This window comes from Halocynthiibacter styelae, from assembly GCF_016123485.1.
Classification (GTDB): domain Bacteria; phylum Pseudomonadota; class Alphaproteobacteria; order Rhodobacterales; family Rhodobacteraceae; genus Halocynthiibacter; species Halocynthiibacter styelae.
The window spans coordinates 173,721-193,547 of the sequence record NZ_JADCKQ010000006.1; the positions used below are offsets into that span (position 1 = coordinate 173,721).

At 52.4% G+C, this 19,827-nt stretch carries 21 protein-coding genes; 10 read left to right on the forward strand and 11 right to left on the reverse strand.

Features of this window, described 5'->3' with window-relative positions; all coding sequences use genetic code 11:
* The first annotated feature begins 42 nt into the window (after positions 1–42).
* Complete coding sequence (gene mutS / locus H1D41_RS10070; protein ID WP_449271800.1) at positions 43–2,691, forward strand: DNA mismatch repair protein MutS; 2,649 nt, start codon at positions 43–45, stop codon at positions 2,689–2,691.
* Between the two features lie 84 nt (positions 2,692–2,775).
* On the opposite strand, the gene H1D41_RS10075 is transcribed toward mutS, so the two are convergent.
* Positions 2,776–3,354 carry a nucleotide exchange factor GrpE gene (locus H1D41_RS10075; RefSeq protein ID WP_228848787.1) on the reverse strand — a complete coding sequence of 193 codons (579 nt, stop codon included), beginning with the start codon at positions 3,352–3,354 and terminating at the stop codon, positions 2,776–2,778.
* A 21-nt stretch (positions 3,355–3,375) separates the two neighbouring features.
* Positions 3,376–4,440 carry a heat-inducible transcriptional repressor HrcA gene (gene hrcA, locus H1D41_RS10080; RefSeq protein WP_107497762.1) on the reverse strand — a complete coding sequence of 355 codons (1,065 nt, stop codon included), beginning with the start codon at positions 4,438–4,440 and terminating at the stop codon, positions 3,376–3,378.
* 117 nt (positions 4,441–4,557) lie between these two features.
* Between hrcA and rph the strand changes: the two genes are divergently transcribed.
* From rph to H1D41_RS10100, 4 genes are read left to right on the forward strand one after another with little or no spacing between them, the layout of a single operon-like run.
* A complete protein-coding gene (rph, locus tag H1D41_RS10085) occupies positions 4,558–5,271 on the forward strand; it encodes a ribonuclease PH (RefSeq protein WP_228848788.1) in 714 nt (237 codons plus the stop codon).
* Positions 5,271–5,888, forward strand: coding sequence for an RdgB/HAM1 family non-canonical purine NTP pyrophosphatase (rdgB, locus tag H1D41_RS10090; RefSeq protein ID WP_228848789.1), 618 nt, complete (start codon positions 5,271–5,273; stop codon positions 5,886–5,888). Before rph ends, rdgB begins: the two co-directional genes overlap by 1 nt.
* Positions 5,885–7,042, forward strand: a complete 1,158-nt coding sequence (gene hemW, locus H1D41_RS10095; protein WP_228848790.1) for a radical SAM family heme chaperone HemW — start codon at positions 5,885–5,887, stop codon at positions 7,040–7,042. Before rdgB ends, hemW begins: the two co-directional genes overlap by 4 nt.
* Entirely contained in the window at positions 7,043–7,396 is a 354-nt protein-coding gene (locus H1D41_RS10100; protein WP_228848791.1) for a YbaN family protein, read from the forward strand. It abuts the gene before it with no gap.
* Here the strand turns inward: H1D41_RS10100 and H1D41_RS10105 are convergent, their stop codons facing one another.
* The 7 genes from H1D41_RS10105 to hemJ form a co-directional block, all read right to left on the reverse strand.
* Positions 7,397–8,284 carry a ParB/RepB/Spo0J family partition protein gene (locus tag H1D41_RS10105; protein ID WP_107497757.1) on the reverse strand — a complete coding sequence of 296 codons (888 nt, stop codon included), beginning with the start codon at positions 8,282–8,284 and terminating at the stop codon, positions 7,397–7,399.
* Positions 8,285–9,106: a ParA family protein gene (locus H1D41_RS10110; protein WP_228848792.1), complete on the reverse strand. Its 822-nt coding sequence runs from the start codon at positions 9,104–9,106 to the stop codon at positions 8,285–8,287.
* A complete protein-coding gene (gene rsmG, locus H1D41_RS10115; protein ID WP_228848793.1) occupies positions 9,099–9,722 on the reverse strand; it encodes a 16S rRNA (guanine(527)-N(7))-methyltransferase RsmG in 624 nt (207 codons plus the stop codon). The genes H1D41_RS10110 and rsmG overlap by 8 nt, the downstream gene beginning before the upstream one ends.
* Positions 9,719–11,590: a tRNA uridine-5-carboxymethylaminomethyl(34) synthesis enzyme MnmG gene (gene mnmG / locus H1D41_RS10120; RefSeq protein WP_228848826.1), complete on the reverse strand. Its 1,872-nt coding sequence runs from the start codon at positions 11,588–11,590 to the stop codon at positions 9,719–9,721. Before mnmG ends, rsmG begins: the two co-directional genes overlap by 4 nt.
* A gap of 21 nt (positions 11,591–11,611) precedes the next feature.
* Complete coding sequence (mnmE, locus tag H1D41_RS10125) at positions 11,612–12,898, reverse strand: tRNA uridine-5-carboxymethylaminomethyl(34) synthesis GTPase MnmE (protein ID WP_228848794.1); 1,287 nt, start codon at positions 12,896–12,898, stop codon at positions 11,612–11,614.
* 33 nt (positions 12,899–12,931) lie between these two features.
* On the reverse strand, positions 12,932–14,233 hold the full coding sequence (gene rho, locus H1D41_RS10130; RefSeq protein ID WP_107497915.1) for a transcription termination factor Rho: 1,302 nt from the start codon (positions 14,231–14,233) through the stop codon (positions 12,932–12,934).
* Between the two features lie 118 nt (positions 14,234–14,351).
* Entirely contained in the window at positions 14,352–14,804 is a 453-nt protein-coding gene (gene hemJ, locus H1D41_RS10135) for a protoporphyrinogen oxidase HemJ (protein ID WP_228848795.1), read from the reverse strand.
* 402 nt (positions 14,805–15,206) lie between these two features.
* On the opposite strand from hemJ, the gene H1D41_RS10140 reads away from it, so the two are divergent.
* The 4 genes from H1D41_RS10140 to dnaQ are packed head-to-tail and all read left to right on the forward strand — an operon-like array spanning position 15,207 to position 17,953.
* On the forward strand, positions 15,207–15,800 hold the full coding sequence (locus H1D41_RS10140; protein ID WP_228848796.1) for a Maf family protein: 594 nt from the start codon (positions 15,207–15,209) through the stop codon (positions 15,798–15,800).
* Positions 15,797–16,633 carry a shikimate dehydrogenase gene (locus H1D41_RS10145; protein WP_228848797.1) on the forward strand — a complete coding sequence of 279 codons (837 nt, stop codon included), beginning with the start codon at positions 15,797–15,799 and terminating at the stop codon, positions 16,631–16,633. Before H1D41_RS10140 ends, H1D41_RS10145 begins: the two co-directional genes overlap by 4 nt.
* Complete coding sequence (gene coaE / locus H1D41_RS10150) at positions 16,630–17,226, forward strand: dephospho-CoA kinase (RefSeq protein ID WP_228848798.1); 597 nt, start codon at positions 16,630–16,632, stop codon at positions 17,224–17,226. Before H1D41_RS10145 ends, coaE begins: the two co-directional genes overlap by 4 nt.
* Positions 17,219–17,953 carry a DNA polymerase III subunit epsilon gene (gene dnaQ, locus H1D41_RS10155; protein ID WP_228848799.1) on the forward strand — a complete coding sequence of 245 codons (735 nt, stop codon included), beginning with the start codon at positions 17,219–17,221 and terminating at the stop codon, positions 17,951–17,953. The genes coaE and dnaQ overlap by 8 nt, the downstream gene beginning before the upstream one ends.
* Here dnaQ and secB read toward each other — a convergent pair.
* Both secB and H1D41_RS10165 read right to left on the reverse strand, forming a co-directional pair.
* Positions 17,950–18,447 carry a protein-export chaperone SecB gene (gene secB / locus H1D41_RS10160; protein WP_228848800.1) on the reverse strand — a complete coding sequence of 166 codons (498 nt, stop codon included), beginning with the start codon at positions 18,445–18,447 and terminating at the stop codon, positions 17,950–17,952. The genes dnaQ and secB overlap by 4 nt on opposite strands.
* A 63-nt stretch (positions 18,448–18,510) precedes the next feature.
* Positions 18,511–19,011 carry an FxsA family protein gene (locus H1D41_RS10165; RefSeq protein WP_228848801.1) on the reverse strand — a complete coding sequence of 167 codons (501 nt, stop codon included), beginning with the start codon at positions 19,009–19,011 and terminating at the stop codon, positions 18,511–18,513.
* A gap of 95 nt (positions 19,012–19,106) precedes the next feature.
* Between H1D41_RS10165 and H1D41_RS10170 the strand changes: the two genes are divergently transcribed.
* Complete coding sequence (locus tag H1D41_RS10170) at positions 19,107–19,769, forward strand: Tim44/TimA family putative adaptor protein (protein WP_228848802.1); 663 nt, start codon at positions 19,107–19,109, stop codon at positions 19,767–19,769.
* The last annotated feature ends 58 nt before the right edge of the window (positions 19,770–19,827 follow it).

Here is a 19,827-nt window from a genome sequence, read left to right on the forward strand (position 1 = left end):
CTGGCCGTTTATCCCTGTCGCAAAGGTTTAACGGGGCACACCATGGCAGCATCTAAAGGCGACGGCGTCACACCAATGATGGCGCAATTTCTGGAGATCAAATCAGAATACCCGGACGCGCTGCTGTTTTATCGCATGGGCGATTTCTATGAGATGTTCTTTGACGACGCCGTCAGCGCCGCCGAAGCCCTGGACATTGCCCTGACCAAACGCGGCAAACACGCGGGCGAAGATATCCCCATGTGTGGCGTACCCCATCATGCCGCCGAAGGGTATTTCCTGACCCTGATCCGCAAGGGGTTTCGCGTCGCCGTTTGTGAACAACTTGAAAGCCCGGCAGAGGCGAAGAAACGCGGCTACAAAGCCGTTGTGAAACGTGGTGTGGTTCGCCTTGTCACCCCTGGGACATTGACCGAAGACAGCTTGCTGAACGCCCGTCAGCACAACTATCTGGCGGCTTACTGTGGTATCCGCGATCAGGGTGCGCTGGCATGGGTCGATATTTCCACCGGGGCTTTCCACGTGATGGAAGCCTCACGCCTGCGTCTCTCGCCTGAACTTGCGCGTCTTGCACCAAAAGAATTGCTGGTCATCAGTGAAGATGAAGGTGATTTCCTCGAATTAGGGTCTGATCTGGGCGTTGCGATCACCCCCCTCGCCCGTTCCGCATTTGACAGTTCTGCCTCGGAAAACCGGTTAAAATCTCTGCTGAATGTATCCACCCTGGACGCCTTTGGCACGTTTTCCCGCGCTGAACTGGGCGCCATGGGGGCGCTGGTTGAATACATCGACCTGACGCAAAAGGGCAAACTGCCCCTGCTGCAAACGCCGGTGCGCGAAAGCGCCGGCGGCACCATGCAGATCGACGCTGCGACACGTCGTAACCTTGAAATCACCCACGCCATGAGCGGCGGTCGCGCGGGGTCACTCCTCGCCACTGTTGACCGCACTGTCACTGCCGGTGGTGCGCGTCTTCTGGAAAAACGCCTGTCTTCGCCGTCCATGGATCTCAACCTGCTTCAGGCCCGCCATGATGCGGTCAGCTACCTTGTTGAAAACCTGTCCTTGCGGGAAAACCTGCGCGATATTCTGCGGGCTGTGCCAGATATGGATCGCGGTCTGTCCCGGATTGCCCTGGAACGTGGCGGCCCCCGTGACCTGGCAGCGATCCGCAACGGTCTGACCCAGGCTGAAAACCTGACGCAATGCCTGCCACAGGATATGCCTGGCGTATTGGCAGAGGCCACAAATGCCCTGCCCGGCCATGATGAACTGATTGATCTGCTTGATAACGCATTGATCGCTGAACCACCCCTTCTGGCGCGAGATGGCGGCTTCATTGCCCCCGGATACGATCAGGACCTGGACGAAGCCCGCACCCTGCGCGATGAAGGCCGTTCCGTCATCGCCGGGCTTCAGGCGCAATATTCCGAAATCACTGGCATCAACGCCCTGAAGGTCAAACACAACAATGTGCTGGGCTATTTTATCGAAACCCCGGCGACCCATGCAGATAAAATGCTGTCTGCGCCGCTGTCCGAAACCTTCATCCACCGTCAGACCACGGCCAATGCGGTGCGTTTCACTACGGTTGCCCTGTCCGAACTTGAAACAAAGATCCTGAACGCCGGATCAAACGTGCTTGAGATCGAAAAGAGGCTCTATTCCACCTTAACCAGCGCCATTCTTGATCGTTCTGATGCGATTTATCAGACGACACGAGGTCTCGCGGAACTTGATCTTGCCGCCGGGTTTGCTGATCTTGCCTGCTTTGAAAACTGGGCCCGCCCCACCCTGACAGCAGGTCGTGAATTTGACATCACCGGTGGCCGCCACCCGGTTGTCGAAGCCGCCCTGCGTCAACAGGGTGACACGCCATTTATCGCCAATAACTGCCAGTTTGAAGCATCAGACGGCGCCGCGATCTGGCTTCTGACCGGCCCCAACATGTCTGGAAAATCGACCTTCCTGCGCCAGAACGCGCTGATCGCTTTGCTGGCGCAAGCCGGCAGTTTTGTGCCTGCGACCAGCGCAAAACTTGGCCTTGTCAGCCAGCTGTTTTCCCGCGTCGGTGCCTCTGATGATCTTGCCCGCGGGCGATCCACATTCATGGTGGAAATGGTCGAAACTGCCGCGATCCTTAATCAGGCCGACGACCGCGCTTTTGTTATTCTGGACGAAATCGGGCGCGGCACCGCAACCTGGGATGGCCTGTCCATCGCCTGGGCGACACTGGAATATCTGCATGAAACCAACAAGTGCCGCGCATTGTTTGCAACCCACTACCACGAACTGACCCAACTGGCCGACACGCTGCAGGGTGTCGATAACGCCACGGTCGCCGTGAAGGAATGGGAAGGCGATGTGATTTTCCTGCACGAAGTCCACAAAGGCGCAGCAGATCGGTCTTACGGTGTACAGGTCGCGCGCCTGGCTGGCCTGCCATCCTCTGTTGTTGAACGTGCCCGTGTGGTCCTGGAGCAACTGGAAAAATCAGACCGCGAAGGTGGCAACACACCAAAAGCGCTGATCGACGATCTACCACTGTTTTCCGCCGCACCACCCCCTGCGCCCGTGGCAGTAAAAGCCTCACCCGCTTTGGAACGCCTGTCTGATATTGAACCGGACAGCCTGTCACCACGCGAAGCGCTGGATCTGATTTATGAGCTGAAAAAGCTTAATGTTTCGTAGAATCGGGCTTTAAAGTTTTTAAAGTCCGGGTCTGAACCAGTTTAAACTTTTTAAAGAAAAGGGGCGCCAGAGCGCCCCGAAATCTTATGCTGGTGTTGAGGAAACCCCAACCTGCGCCGGACGCAGCAGACGATCGTGCAACATGAAACCTTCTGCCGCCACCTGAATGATGTCACCGGCTTTTGTGCCTGGCAGCGGTGCTTCGAACATTGCCTGGTGCTGCTGTGGGTCAAAACGGTCACCAACTTCTGGTAAAATCCGCTTAATGCCATGTTTTTCAAAGACATTCAGAAGTTCACGCATGGTCAGTTCAATCCCTTCAAACAGGCCGGCATTGGCTGCACGCTGTTCTTCGGTCATGGTTTCCATGGCGCGTTTCATATTGTCATGCACCGGCAGCATATCGCGCGCCAGTTTAGACCCGCCATAGTTTTCTGCTTCGCGACGATCGCGGTCAGACCGCTTACGCGCATTTTCTGCATCTGCCAGAGCGCGCATAAATTTGTCTTTATAATCATCACGTTCCGCGATGACTGCGTTCATCTCAACAGAACCGCCCTCTTTCAGGGCCTCTTCCATGATGTCCACCTGGTCATCACCAAACACATCCGCCTCTGCCGAAGCGATGTCATCCAGAAAGTCGTCTTTTTTCATGTCAGCCATGTCTTCACCTTTTCGCCAGCGTCAGCTTTTATCAGAAATCATCCGCCCGACAAGCTGTGCTGTGTAATCTACCACCGGAACAATGCGCCCGTAGTTCAGCCGTGTAGGGCCGATCACACCAACCGCACCGATAATCTTCCGGTCAGAGTTCATATAAGGAGAAACCACCAAAGAGCTACCCGAAAGTGAAAATAGTTTGTTTTCTGAGCCAATAAAAATGCGCACACCTTCGCCCGTATCGGTCAGTTCCAGGAAATCTGCGATATCACGTTTGCGTTCAAGATCGTCAAACAGGCTGCGAATGCGCTCAAGATCCTCAGAGTTTCCACTTTCTTCCAACAGGTTAGACTGCCCCCGTACAATCAGCCGTTCGTAACTTTCGCCTTCATTCTCCCAAAGGGCAAAGCCGTTCTCCACCAGATCCCGCGCCAGGACATCAATTTCCTGTCTGCGCGTTGTAATCTCGTGTTTTACCCGATTTCGCAGTTCAGACAGCGTGTGTCCTTCTGCCAGGGCATTCAGAAAGTTGGCCGCCTCACGCATAGAACTTGGCGTTTGTCCCGCTGGCGGCTGGAACACGCGGTTTTCGACATGACCATCGGCAAACACCAACACCACAAGCGCACGATCCTGACCAAGATGAACAAATTCGATATGTTTTACAGGGGCTTCGTGCTTTGGCGTCAGCACCAGACTTGCGCCCCGAGTGATCCCGGACAACGCCTTACCAACACTCCCCAGAATCGCACCAACGTCTTTCTGATTGGATCCCACAGTTGCGTTGATCTTATCCTGATCATCGCGCGAAACATCACGCATTTCCATGACGCCATCAACAAACATACGCAGACCTTGCTGCGTTGGAATACGTCCTGCAGACACATGAGGACTATCAAGAAGTCCCATAAATTCAAGATCTTGCATCACATTTCGAACCGTCGCGGCAGACACCTTTTCGCTTAACGTCCTGGTCAGTGTGCGAGAACCGACAGGTTCACCATCATGCAGATAGCTTTCCACAACCCGGCGAAATACCTCGCGGGAACGGTCGTTTAACTCATCCAGAATCGGGCTTTGATCTGTCATAGTGGGCCTATTGTAATGCTGCATTCATTAAGAACGAAGACGCAGAAAGGTCAATCACACCTTGCTTTTTTGCCCCTTCAAAAGTTATCAGAACACAACAGAAAAAAGGATCATATTATGCGCCCTTCTGGCCGTCAGACTGATGAAATGCGTTCCGTTTCCATTGAAACCAACGTCACCCGCCATGCAGAGGGTTCTTGCCTGATCAAAATGGGCGAAACACATGTTCTGTGTACCGCATCGCTTGAAAGCCGCGTGCCGCCGTTCCTGCGCAACACCGGTCTTGGCTGGGTCACTGCGGAATACGGCATGCTGCCACGCGCCACACACACACGCATGCGTCGTGAAGCTGCCCAGGGCAAGCAGTCCGGAAGAACTCAGGAAATTCAACGCCTTATAGGTCGCTCCCTGCGTGCTGGCGTGGATCGTTCCGCGCTTGGAGAACGTCAGATCACCGTCGATTGTGATGTGATCCAGGCCGATGGCGGCACACGCTGTGCGGCGATCACCGGCGGTTGGGTTGCCCTGCGTCTGGCTGTAAACAAACTGTTGAAAGCTGGCGATATCGTATCTGATCCGCTGATTGATCCGGTTTCCGCGATCTCTTGCGGTATTTATGCGGGCCAACCTGTGCTGGATCTGGATTACCCCGAGGATTCCGAAGCTGGCGTTGACGGCAACTTTGTCATGACAGGTTCTGGCAAACTGATCGAAATTCAGATGTCCGCCGAAGGTTCTACTTTCTCGCGCGATCAGATGAACCAGCTGATGGATCTGGCGGAAAAAGGCGTGGCTGAACTGACCGCAGCCCAACTGGCAGCGGTGAAGTAATGCGTAAATTTACCGGCAATGATCTGGTCGTGGCTTCCCACAACGCGGGCAAGATCCGTGAAATCGGAAAGCTATTGGAACCCTTTGGTATCAATGTGAAATCCGCAGGTGATCTGGGCTTTGAAGAGCCAGATGAAACCGAAGATACATTTGCCGGTAACGCCCGCATCAAGGCCCATTTCGCGGCCAAATCCTCAGACCTGCCTGCTCTGTCGGATGACAGTGGCATCATGGTGGACGCGCTGGATGGCGCACCCGGGGTTTACACTGCGGACTGGGCCGAAACCGACAATGGTCGTGATTTTGTCATGGCAATGACGAAGGTTCAGACCCTTCTGGACGATAAGAACGCCGCGCATCCACGCAAAGCTGCGTTTGTCTGCACGCTGTGCATCGCCTGGCCCGACGGACATGATGAGATCTTTGAAGGACGTGCAGAGGGTCAGGTTGTCTGGCCAATGCGCGGGGAGAACGGGTTTGGCTTTGATCCGGTATTTCAGCCAGAGGGTCATGATGTGACCTTTGGCGAGATGAAGCCCGAAGAAAAGGCTCCCCTTACCCACCGCGCCGCCGCCTTCCGCCTGCTGGTGGATGGCTGTTTTGGTGACCTCTCGTGACAGAAAGCTGGCAACAGGCCGGTTTCGGTCTTTACCTGCACTGGCCTTTCTGCGCCTCAAAATGCCCTTACTGCGATTTTAACTCTCATGTGTCTGCGTCAATCGACATGGACGCATGGGAGACTGCGTTTCTGGCTGAAATTGACCGCGTAGGTCGTGAAACAGGCCCGCGTGTGCTTGATTCCGTGTTTTTCGGGGGTGGTACACCCAGCCTGATGCCTGTGCGCCTGGTGGACCGGATTCTGACGCGTGTGCGTGAAACCTGGCACCTGTCGAACAATTGCGAAATCACGCTGGAAGCCAACCCCACCTCGATAGAGGCGGACAAATTTCGGGGTTTCCGGGATGCGGGTGTGAACCGTGTTTCGATCGGCATCCAGGCCCTGAATGATCCCGACCTGAAAAAGCTTGGCCGTCTGCATTCGGTATCCGAGGCCATGACCGCACTGGAAACCGCGTGCAACACATTTAATCGCGTCAGCTTTGATCTGATCTATGCGCGTCAGGATCAATCTCTGCCTGAATGGCAGGCAGAACTGAACCGTGCGCTTGATCTGGAACCTGATCACCTGTCTCTCTATCAGCTGACCATCGAAGACGGCACGGCGTTTGGCGATCGTTTCGCCAAGGGCGGCTTGCGCGGGCTTCCTTCCGAAGATCTGTCCGCTGATATGTATTTTGCCACGCAGGAAATTTGTGATCACAAAGGCCTGCCTGCTTATGAGGTCTCCAATCACGCCCGCCCCGGACAGGAAAGCCGGCACAATCTGATTTATTGGAACTACGGTGACTACGCGGGGATTGGGCCAGGCGCCCACGGGCGACTTACGCTAGATGGCGAAAAATATGCGACCGAGACCCATTTAGCCCCGAATTCGTGGCTTTCTTCTGTTTCCGCAAATCGCTCTGGGGAAAGTGTTCGAGATAAAATAAGTGAACAAGATCAATATGTTGAACGCCTACTTATGGGTCTTCGCCTACATGGTGGTATTTTAATACAACATCTCTCATCGATCTCGTTTTCGCCAAATGCCTCATCCATCAATGAATTGCGCGAGAATGGCCTGATTTCCGTCGATGAAACCCGCCTGAAAGCCACGCCAGAGGGCCGTCCTCTTCTTAATGCAATTCTGCGAAAATTGCTGGAGGACTAGATGCGTACTCTTTGGCTTATCGGCGGATTGCTCTCTTTCACACTGGGTGTGATCGGGGCGTTTCTTCCACTGTTGCCAACTGTCCCCCTGATGCTGTTGGCGACCTTCTGCTTTTCGAAATCCTCAGAACGCCTGCACAACTGGCTGATCACCCACCCACGCTTTGGTGCCTCGATCCAGGACTGGAATGATCATGGCGCGATCAGCTCACTGGCCAAAAAAATGGCGACGATTTCCATCGCCGCCGTATTTCTTTTGTCTGTGGTCCTCGGGGTGAAAACCGTTGTGATCATGATTCAGGCCGTGGTGCTAAGCACAGTGCTGATCTTCATCTGGACCCGCCCGAACAGCTGATCACTGCGACAGCAGATTACACAGTTTATCCAGATCCATCATGTTGCTGTATTTAATTGTCACCTGGCCACTTTCACCACCGGCCTTGTGATCAATCGCAATCTTCATCCCGGTATTTGCAGACAGTTCGCCTTCCAGCGCTTTGGTGTCAGCGTCTTTCTCAACCCGGGCTTTTGGTGCAGCTTTGGGCTTACTTACGGATTTTACCAAGGCCTCTGTCGCGCGAACTGACAGGCCTTTCCCAATCACCTGCATCGCAAGCGCCGACGCGTTTTCCTGCCCTACCAGCGTCCGTGCATGACCTGCTGACAGCTTTCCTTCACGCAGATATTCCTGCACGTCATCGGGCAGGTTCAGCAGGCGCAGCATATTTGCAATGTGACTGCGGGACTTAGACAGGGCCTTAGACATCTCTTCCTGGGTGCGATCAAAGCGGTCCATCAACGCACGATACCCCAAAGATTCTTCCAGTGGGTTCAGATCTTCACGCTGCACGTTCTCGATGATCGCAACTTCCAGCACTTCGATATCGCTGAATTCCCGTACAACCACGGGCACTTCATGCAGCTTCGCCATCTGCGATGCGCGCCAGCGACGTTCACCCGCAACGATTTCGTAGCTGTCATCACCTTTCGGGGATTTCCGCACGATCAGTGGCTGAATAACCCCTTTTTCCGCGATGGATTGTGACAGGCTTTCCAGTTCTTCTGGTGTAAAGGTCCGGCGTGGCTGATCGGGATTTGCATGAAGCTTTTCAATCGGAACCTTCCGATCTGAACGCGCTTCAGCAGGCGCAGCAGCAACCGCAGTGGTTTCTTCAGGCTGCACATCTGCCATCAGTGCAGACAAGCCACGACCCAACCCACGTCTTTCGTTTTTACCGGCCATTTACGCCCCCACCGTTTCTTTTACTTTTGTATTTCTCTTCACAAGCTCTTTTGCCATCGCGCGATACGCCTGACTTCCGCGTGAATTGCTATCATATTCCAGAACCGGCAAAGCATAAGATGGCGCTTCTGAGACGCGCACATTCCGTGGAATCACTGTATCAAACACCAGATCACCCAGATTGTCCCGCGCATCTTTCTCAACCATCTGTGACAGGTTGTTCCGGCTGTCATACATCGTCATGACGACGCCCTCGATCCGCAGGCTCGTATTTGCCGTCTGACGTACTTCACGCACGCTCAGCATCAATTGTGAAAGCCCCTCCAGAGCAAAGAATTCACTTTGCAGCGGTACAAGAACGGAATGTGCAGCAACCATTGCGTTGACGGTCAGAAGGTTCAGCGACGGTGGGCAATCAATCAAAACATAATCAAATTTCCAGCCATCTATCGCCACCTGACGCAATGCATCATGCAGCAGGAAACTGCGTTTTTCATTTGAGAATAGTTCAATATCAGCGGAACTCAGGTCGGTATTTGCCGGAATGATCCAAAGCCGGTCTACTTCTGTCTTTTGAATTGCGTCTTGTAGCTCTGCTTCGCCCGTCAGCAATTCGTAGCTTGTGACATCACGTTGTTCTGCGTCAATCCCCAAGCCAGTGGATGCATTGCCCTGTGGATCCAGATCCACCAAAAGCACGTGTTTGCCGATCTCAGCCAATGCAGCCCCCAGATTGATGGTCGTTGTGGTTTTCCCCACCCCACCCTTCTGGTTGGTCACGGCAATGATTTTCGGCCCCTTCGGGCGTGTAGGATCAGACACGTTGGATCTCTCCGATCTTAAGAATAGTCGCTTGAGAATCTGTTTTACTCGTAAATTTTTCTGCGACAAAGCTCCATGATGCAAGTGCTTCGCGTATTTCTTTTTCTACCGTTGCACCTTTTAGAAAAATACAAACTGATTTTGGCAAAAGGAAGGCTTCAGACCAGTCAAATAGTTGGCCCAACGATGCCAACGCCCGCGCGGAAATCACCTGAGCCTGAATATCAGATACATCCTCAATTCGCCTACTGACGACCTTGGCATTTAATCCCAGGTCTCGGATAACCGTGCGCAGAAAAGTCGATTTACGCTGATCACTTTCAACAAGTGTCACATGCAGATCAGGGTGTGTTTCAAGTGCCATCGCGGCAACAACAAGCCCGGGGAAACCGCCGCCCGATCCAAGATCAACCCAGGATGTGGTATCTTTTGGAGCCAAGGACAATATCTGTGCCGAGTCCAACATATGCCGGGACCAAAGGTCATCCAGCGTGGATCTTGCAACAAGATTGATCGCCGGGTTCCATTTACACAGAAGCGCAGCATATGCTTCCAGCCGTGCCAATGTTTCACGTGAAACATTTACCTGTTTCTCAAACTCTGATGCACTATTCATCCTGCACGTTTCTCCGATTTCTGACGTAATTTCACCAGAATAAGCATCAATGCGGCAGGCGTAATACCTTCGATCTTGCTTGCCTGAGCAATGGACTTAGGTCGATAACGTTCAAACTTAGACTTCAGTTCGTTCGACAATCCTTCAAGTGCAGAAAAATCGAAATCATCGGGAATTTTCTTTTCTTCGTCCCGCTTCAACGCCAGGGCGTCTGCATTCTGCCGTTCGATATAACTGGCGTAGAGGGAATCTTTTTCAAGTTGGGACGCAATTTCAGGCTCAACACCAGACAATCCATCTTCCAGGGTTCGAAGAAGTTCAAAATTGATACCAGGGAACGCCAATAGTTCGACGCCGTTCCGACGAACCCCATCCTGATTCATCGCCACTCCGGCCTCTTTCATCTGCTTCGGCGTGACAGACATAGATTTCAACACTGTATTTGCAGCCTCCAAGGCCATCATCTTTTTCTCATAGGCAACGCGGCGTTTTTCACCAACCAGACCTGCTTGCAAGCCCTTCCCGGTTAACCGCTGATCTGCGTTGTCGGCACGAAGGGAAAGACGGAATTCAGCGCGAGAGGTAAACATCCGATACGGTTCAGATACGCCGCGCGTGATCAGATCATCAATCATCACACCGATATAGCTTTCAGATCGACTGAAAGTCACCGCGTCATTCCCAAGCACGGCCCGTGCCGCGTTCATCCCGGCAACAAGCCCCTGCGCGGCTGCTTCTTCATAACCTGTTGTTCCGTTGATCTGGCCAGCAAGATAAAGGCCCGGAACATTTGAAGTTTCTAACGTTTCTTTCAATGCCCGCGGATCAACATAATCATATTCAATCGCGTAACCTGGTTGCAGGATTTCAGCCTGTTCCAGACCACGGATAGACCGCACATAATCAAGTTGAATGTCCTCAGGTAGTGACGTCGAAATGCCGTTCGGATAAACTGTGTCGTCTTCCAGACCTTCTGGTTCAAGGAATATCTGATGCGACGTCTTATCCGCAAATCGCACGATTTTATCTTCAATGGACGGGCAGTACCTGGGCCCTACCCCATCGATCATCCCGCCATACATCGCGGAACGATCCAGGTTCTCGCGAATGATGTCATGGGTTTTTTCATTGGTCTCCGTAATCCCACAAGCGATCTGTCGGGCAAGCGGCGCCTTAGACATAAAGGAAAACATCACCGAATCATCATCACCCGGCTGCATTACAAGACCATCCCAGTTGATCGAAGACGATCGAATGCGCGGTGGCGTGCCAGTTTTCAAGCGGCCCAGATCAAAACCAAATTCATCAATCCGTTCGGCCAGACGCACAGAGGGGCGATCGCCCATCCGGCCACCGGCGTAAGAGACGTCACCAATATGGATAATGCCCCGCAGGAAGGTGCCGGTTGTCAGAACAATTGCACCAGCGGTGATTTCAGAGCCATCTTCAAGCACAACACCTTTTGCGCGCCCCTGATCCATAATCAGGTCAACGACTTCACCTGCAACAATCGACAACCCGGCCTGTGCTTTGACCTCTGCCAGCATTTCTGTGCGGTAGATTTTGCGATCGGCTTGCGCACGTGGCCCCTGAACTGCAGGGCCCTTACGACGGTTCAAAAGTCGAAATTGTATGCCAGCTTTATCTGCGACACGTCCCATTGCACCATCAAGTGCGTCGATCTCGCGGACCAAATGGCCTTTACCAAGACCACCGATGGCCGGATTGCAGGACATCACACCAATGCCGTCTTCTGTCAGCGTAATCAACGCGGTTCGCGCACCAACACGGGCAGCGGCAAGCGCTGCGTCGCAACCGGCATGGCCACCGCCAACGACAATCACATCAAAATGTTTCACGTGAAACACTCCTTCCATTCGGGGTATCGGCTACTTTCCGATACAGAAACTTGAAAAAATCTCATCCAGAAGATTTTCAACATCGACGCGTCCGATCAAAGCATCAAGTGCGCGGATCGCTGTTCGCAATTCCTCCGCAGCCAGTTCGGACCGCTCAGATCCTAAAGATAACTCAAACAGAGCTGATTCCATAGAGGACATCGCGCGTTGCATCGCAATCCGGTGCCGTTCGCGCGTTGCGATAGAGGCCGAAGCAGAACGTTTCAGCAGTTCTTCGCGCAGATGAGAAACCAGTTCTGACACCCCTGCCCCGGTTTTACCGGAAATCGCATTGGGCAGATTTTCATGAAGGTCGGATTTCGCACGCAGTTGAATGTCGCCATCGACAAATTCAACGCCGTGATCATCGTTATCACTTTCCAGAAGAAAGACGCGAACATCGGCATCAGCAGCGCGGGATTTCGCGCGTTCAATTCCGATGCCTTCAACATGATCTTCGGTGTCGCGAATACCCGCTGTATCCAGAATGGTCACGGGAAGACCCGCCAGATCCATGCGCACTTCGACCACGTCACGGGTCGTGCCGGCGTATTCAGATGTGATCGCAGCTTCGCGCCCGGCAAGCGCATTAAGCAGTGTTGATTTCCCGACATTCGGCGCACCAATGATCGCGACCTCAAAACCATCGCGGATGCGTTCCGAAACATCAATTCCTGACAGCTGAACATGCAGGTCTGCCTGAACCTTTGTGATCAGATCTGTGACCTCTGGTGACACATCCACCGGGACTTCTTCATCAACGAAATCAATGGTGGCTTCGATCAGGGCTGCTGCACGGATCAGATCGGTACGCCAACCAGAGGCTGCATCACCCAAAGCACCGGACAAAACTTTCAGCGCTTGTTTTCGTTGTGCTTCTGTTTCTGCATCGATCAGATCAGCCAGGCCTTCAACCTGCGCCAGATCAAGGCATTCATTTTCCAGCGCCCGGCGGGTGAATTCGCCAGGATCAGCCATACGCAAACTGTCAAAAGATGAAAGTTCTGCTAAAACGGCAGACACCACAGCCTGTGAACCGTGTAAGTGCAGTTCCACCACCTCTTCGCCGGTGAAACTTGCGCCTTTTTCAAACAGGATAACCAGGGCCTGATCTAACAGACCATCCTGACCATGCAATTCACGCAACGCGGCGACGCGTGGGACAGGGCGAGAACCACAGAGTTCATCCAGCACCTGCCCTGCCCGTGGCCCGGAAATACGGATCACGGCAACGCCCGCTTTTGTGCGGCCGCTGGCGGGTGCAAAGATGGTATCCATAGTTAAACCTTTGTTTTATTTCAATAAAATGCGTTACGCATTCATTGAGTCAAAGAATTCACCGTTGGATTTAGTCTGTTTCAGTTTACCAAGCAGGAATTCAATCGCATCTGTGGTGCCCATCGGGTTCAGGATGCGGCGCAGAACATAAGTTTTCTGAAGGTCCTTCGCATTCACCAACAGATCTTCTTTCCGGGTGCCGGATTTCAGGATGTCGATGGCAGGATAAACGCGTTTATCAGCCACTTTACGATCCAGAACGATCTCCGAGTTACCAGTCCCTTTGAATTCTTCAAAGATCACTTCGTCCATACGTGAACCAGTGTCGATCAGCGCGGTAGAGATGATGGTCAGGGAGCCACCTTCTTCGATGTTACGGGCAGCACCAAAGAAACGCTTAGGGCGCTGCAGCGCGTTCGCATCGACACCACCTGTCAGAACTTTACCTGAGGACGGCACAACGGTGTTAAAGGCGCGGCCAAGACGCGTGATGGAATCCAGCAGGATCACAACATCGCGTTTGTGTTCCACAAGACGTTTTGCTTTCTCAATCACCATCTCAGACACAGCAACGTGGCGTGTCGCAGGTTCGTCAAAGGTGGAAGATACAACTTCGCCCTTCACGGAACGCTGCATGTCAGTGACTTCTTCCGGACGCTCGTCAATCAGCAGAACGATCAGATAGCATTCCGGGTGGTTTGCTTCGATGGAATGCGCGATGTTTTGCAGCAGAACGGTTTTACCGGTACGTGGCGGCGCAACGATCAGACAACGCTGACCTTTACCGATTGGGGAAACCAGATCGATGATGCGCGCAGATTTGTCTTTGATGGTCGGATCTTCGATCTCCATCTTCAGACGTTCATCAGGATAAAGCGGCGTCAGGTTTTCAAAGGCTACTTTGTGTTTCGCTTTTGCCGGATCACCAAAGTTGATCGTTGTTACTGCCGTCAGGCCAAAGTAATTTTCGCCTTCGCGTGGTGCCTGAATAACGCCTTCGACTGTGTCACCGGTGCGCAGGGAATATTTACGGATCATATCAGGCGATACATAGATGTCATCCGGACCCGGCAGATAGTTCACCTCAGGGGATCGCAGGAAGCCAAAGCCATCCTGAACCACTTCAAGCACGCCATCACCGGAAATTTCCCAGCCCTCTTCCGCACGTTCACGCAGAATGGCGAACATCATATCGCCCTTGCGCATTGTGGAGGCGTTTTCAATCTCAAGCTCTTCTGCGAGCGGCAGCAGGTCTTTCGGCGCAGTGGCCTTCAGTTCTTTCAAAGAAAGGGTGCCGGTGGTCGCAGTTACAGCGGACAGATCGGTATCGGACATAGAAGAAGACGTCTCATGGGGTGCCATCAGGGGCACAATGGAATCACAGGTATGGAAATACACGCCGGACGGCGGGTCGCGACGCTTTTAGTATGAATTCATCAGCTGAGTCAAATCCTCAGAACGGGCGGGCGATGACAGAAATCAGGATTATCACAAGAAACAGCGTCGGCAGTTCATTCATCATACGGTACTGACGCCCCGTAAATCTGTTTTCTCCGCGCATAAAGTCTTTCCGACGATAGCCAAGCCAATGGTGAAACCAGGTCAGGACGCAGATCGATGCAAACTTTGTCCATGGCCATATGGCAGACCAGTCAACAATTCCCGGGGTAAATGCCAAGAGCAGCCCAAATACCCAGACTGCGGTCATTGCCGGGCTCATGATGCCATAAAGAAGGCGACGTTCCATCGTCTGAAACAACTCGTCCGTTTCACTGCCGTGTTTCACGCTCTCTGCATGATAGACAAACAGACGGGGTAGATAAAAGATACCGGCCATCCAGGCGATGACAGAGAAAATGTGACCAATCTTGATCCAGAGATACCAGTCGTAAAGGAAATCACTCATGGGTTTACCTGTTCTTTGCGTTCTGCGCGTCTCACTCTCTCATTAATAATAATATTATATAAAAGAAAAGATGATGTTTTTGTAGGGAGGCCAGATTCCGTGGATTAAATTCTTACCCCCTGGATTATCCCCAGGTGTCGAATCTGTGGGTAACTTTGAGTCAATGTAGATTCCTGGATATTATAGTGTTTAAAATCAGATGATTATTTCTGATCTGGCTGTTTATACCAGTTGATAACCTGGTGGAGCTTTCAGTTTTATACAGACGAGAGTTATCCTTACCCACACAGGAAAACCTGTTGGGATTGCGCCAGGAACTCGGTAGATTTACACAGGCTCGGCAGGACGGTTAATTTTCCATAAATTTACCAGGCGTTAACTACAGGAGTTTTCCACAGAGTCATGAACATCATGTTAGCTTCCGGATCAGAGATCCGACGAACTCTTCTGGAAAACGCCGGGCTTCAGGTGGATGTGTCCCCCGCACGGATTGATGAAGAGATGATCAAGCAGGGTATGCTGGCTGAAAACGCCACACCGCGCGATATTGCGGATGCCCTGGCCGAAGCGAAAGCACGCAAAATTAGTATGAAACATCCCGGATGTCTGGTTCTGGGGTGTGATCAGGTGCTGGATTATAAGGGTGCCCTTTATAATAAGCCGACATCTGAAGACGAAGCTGTAGAACAGCTGAAAAAACTGCGCTCTGATACCCATATGCTGTTATCAGCCGCGGTTGTGTATAAAGACGGGCAACCTTTGTGGCGTCATATCGGACAGGTGCGTCTTACTATGCGGGATTTTTCAGATTCCTATCTGCAGGATTATGTGACCCGGAACTATAATTCAGTGCAACATGCTGTCGGGGCATATAAGCTTGAAGAAGAAGGCGTACGCCTTTTCGCGCGCGTGGATGGCGATTATTTTAACGTCCTGGGGCTTCCATTGCTGGAACTTCTGAACTGGCTGTCATTAAGAGGGGATATTGACGGATGAGTGAACACAGAATTCCACTGGCGGGTGTGATCGGATCACCGATTGAACACAGTAAATCACCGGCTTTGCATGGCCACTGGTTGAAGCGATATGGGATCAAAGGCCACTATATTCCAATGAATATTGGCCATGAGAACCTGGAAGAAGCTTTGCGCAGCCTGCCAAAAATGGGGATTGTCGGGGTGAATGTGACGATCCCGCATAAAGAAACGGTTTTGTCCCTTGCAGATTCTGTGACAGATCGCGCTGCGATTATCGGGGCCGCTAATACCCTGACCTTCAATGGAGAAGGTAAAATTTATGCTGATAATACAGATGGTTATGGGTTTATTGAAAACCTGAAACAGGGTGTGCCTGACTGGAATCCAAAGGCTGGTCCCGCCGCAGTTCTGGGCGCGGGCGGTGCGTCACGGGCTGTCATTGCGTCTTTGCTGGATGCTGGCGTGGAACGGATTTTGCTGGCGAACCGGACAAAAGCACGATCAGAGGCACTGAAAGCGGAATTTGGGGCGCGGATTTCTGTGTTTGACTGGGTGCACGCAAATACAATGATTGCTGAAGCCGCAACAGTGGTGAACACAACCGCGCTTGGCATGGAAGGCAGTGCACCGCTGAACGTCAGCCTGGAAGGATTAACGCCGGAAACCGTGGTGACAGATATTGTCTATGCCCCGCTGGAAACAGAATTTCTAAAAACCGCGCGCGAGGTTGGTTGTCGTACAGTTGACGGGCTTGGCATGCTGCTTTTCCAGGCAGCACCAGGATTTGAACGCTGGTTTGGTCACCGTCCAGAGGTGGATGAAGATCTGCGCCAGGCGGTGCTGTCCGCATGAAACCGGTTCTGATCGGTCTGACCGGCTCTATCGGTATGGGCAAGTCTACCACAGCGGCGATGTTCAGGGACGCTAGGGTGCCTGTCTGGGATGCGGATGCGGCGGTTCACAGGCTGTATGGCATCGGTGGAAAAGCCGTGGGATTGATTGGGGATATTCATAAGCAAGCAGTTGTAAATAAACAGGTAAGCCGGGATGTTCTTAAATCCTGGATCTCTGTGGATAAATCGGCGCTAAAGCAGATCGAAGCCATCGTGCATCCCCTGCTGAATGACGACCGCCAGGAGTTTATCAACACCGTCGATGCGCCGGTGGCCTTGCTTGATATTCCCCTGCTCTTTGAGATGGGTACGGACAAGATTGTTGATGTGATTGTCGTGGTTTCTGCCCCTGCTGATGTGCAACGTGCCCGGGTTCTGGAGCGTGGGACAATGACAGAGGCACAGTTTGAACTGATACTCAGCAAACAGATGCCGGATGCTGAGAAACGGGCGCGCGCGGATTATGTGATTGAAACCACAGATCTGGACAGTGCAAGGCAAGCTGTGAAACAAGTGCTTTCTGATATTCGTGAGGGAAAGACAGATGCGTGAGCTGGTGCTGGATACGGAAACCACGGGATTTGATCCGGAAAGCGGTGATCGCATCGTTGAAATCGGCGCGGTTGAATTGTGGAACCATATGCCAACCGGGGAAACCTATCACGTCTATATCAACCCGGAACGTGACATGCCGGAAGGGGCGTTTGGCGTTCATGGTATTGGCCCTGATATCATGATCCCGCCACGTAAGCCTGAACCTGGTCAGGTGACATTGCTGGACAAACCGTTGTTCAAAGATGTCGCGCAGGGATTTCTTGATTTTGTGCGTGATGACATCATGGTCATCCATAATGCCAACTTTGACATGAAATTCCTGAACGCAGAATTGCGCTGGCTGGGTCTGAAAGAATTACCGATGTCCCAGTCACTGGATACGCTGGCCATGGCCCGGAAGAAATTTCCAGGATCGCCTGCGACGCTTGATGCGCTGTGTCGTCGTTATGCGATTGATAACAGTAACCGGACACTTCACGGCGCGTTGCTTGACTCAGAAATTCTGGCAGAAGTTTATCTTGAATTGATCGGCGGCAAACAGCCGGATTTTGGCCTTTCTACCGGGCCTTCAAAAAAATCCGGGGCTGGCGGGCATGATGAAAACTGGCGCCCTTCTGCGCGCCCCAACCCTTTGCCGTCGCGCTTGTCGGAAGACGAAAAAAAAGCCCACGCCGACTTTGTTGACGGCATGGGCGATGATGCAGTGTGGAAACGTTTCAGTTAAGAAACGGTCGCATTTTCTTTTTCAGCCTGCGCGCGGCGTGTCAGTTCCTGACGATAAAGACCAACGAAATCAATGTTTTCTAGGTTCAGTGGCGGGAAGCCACCATCGCGGGTTACGTCGGATACGATACGGCGCACATATGGGAACAGCATACGCGGGCATTCGATCAACAGGTAAGGGTGCATTTGGGCTTCTGGCACACCTTCGATGATGAAGACGCCGCCATATTCCAGTTCCATCATGAACAGAGAGCTGCCGTCTGTCTTGTTTTTGGAATGGATGGAGAACTTCGCGATCACTTCATAAGTGTTTTCAGCTTCACGCTTTTTTGCGTCCAGATTCACCTGAACCTGAATGTCAGGCTGTACGTCGCCCTGAATGCCTTTTTGTGCAACGATGTTTTCAAAAGACATGTCGCGGATAAATTGTGTTGCGATCTGCATACGTGGTGCTGCGGCCTGTTCTGGTGCAGCTGCTTGTTCATTCTCGGCCATCGGGCTCTCTCTTTCGATATAAATTCGCAGGTTTCTTAGCAGGCGTGGGGTCGGTACTCAATGTTAATGCTGCGTCCAGCCAGACGGCTTGTCAGATGTATGATGAACACGGGGCGCATCTGGATCAACTTCTGCATATTCGCCATCTACGATGTCATCAGCGGGATTACGGTGATGTGGTTGCGCGCCGGGATGTTGCCCCATTGTGAAGCTTTGAACATTCACCCGTGACCGCATATATTTCAGGGCTGCAACGCGAAATGGCGGGAAAAGCAAAAGGAAGCCGGCGCCATCAGTGAAAAAACCAGGTGTCAGCAACAAAGCACCCGCAAACAGGATCATTGCCCCATGGGCCAGAGGTTCGGTCGGGTCACGCATTTCATTGAAGGATCCGCGCAACTGGCCCATCGCCTGTGCCCCCTGAGAACGTACAAGCCAGGTCCCAAGCATTGCCGTGATCACCACAACGACCAGGGTCGGAAACAGGCCAATCGCCCCGCCAACCTGAATAAACAGGGCGATTTCAATCAGGGGCACTGCCAGAAATGCAATAAACAGCCACATATGGGCATTCCTTTCGTCTGCTTTGGTGGACTTGCGCCCACCCCTCACCTACATATGTATCAACACACAGTCTTTCCATCCTTTTGAGGGTATTCATGAACGATTCATCTGCACTTCAGCTACTTGTCCTTGCAGGCGTGGCTATTTTCCTTTTCCTGAAGCTTCGTAGCGTTCTGGGGACCCGGGAAGGCTTTGAACAACCACCAGTACCCCGGGGAGAGACAAGCCGGGACGCGCAACGTAATTTCGAAGTGATTGAAGGCGGCCCTGATCGTGACATCACGGATTATGTTCCGGAAGGAAGCCCGGAAGCAGAAGTTCTGGCTGCCATGAAAAAGGCTGAACCCGGGTTTTCTGTATCAGAATTTATCGGCGGTGCCCGCGGTGCCTATGAAATGATCCTGATGGGATTTGAACGCGGCGATCTGGGTGCAATCAAGCCCTTCCTTGCGGATGATGTGTATGAAACCTTTGCAGATGTCGTTGTTGATCGTGAAAACAAAGGTCTGACGATCGAAGCTGAATTTATCGGGATCAGCGAAATCACGATTGCCGGGGCTGAATTTAACAGCACAACCAGTGTTGGTGAAATTTCGGTGCGCTTCATCGGTGAACTGACATCCGTTGTCCGTGACCGGGCCGGTGACGTCATTGAAGGCGATAATAAAAAGGTAAAACGTCAGCGTGACACCTGGACCTTTGCCCACGAAATGGGTGCTGACAACCCGAACTGGAAGCTGGTCGCGACCGGCGAATAAACCTGTCAGCAAAGCATTGGATGAATACCGTGAAATTCCGGGACATAAGATATATCCT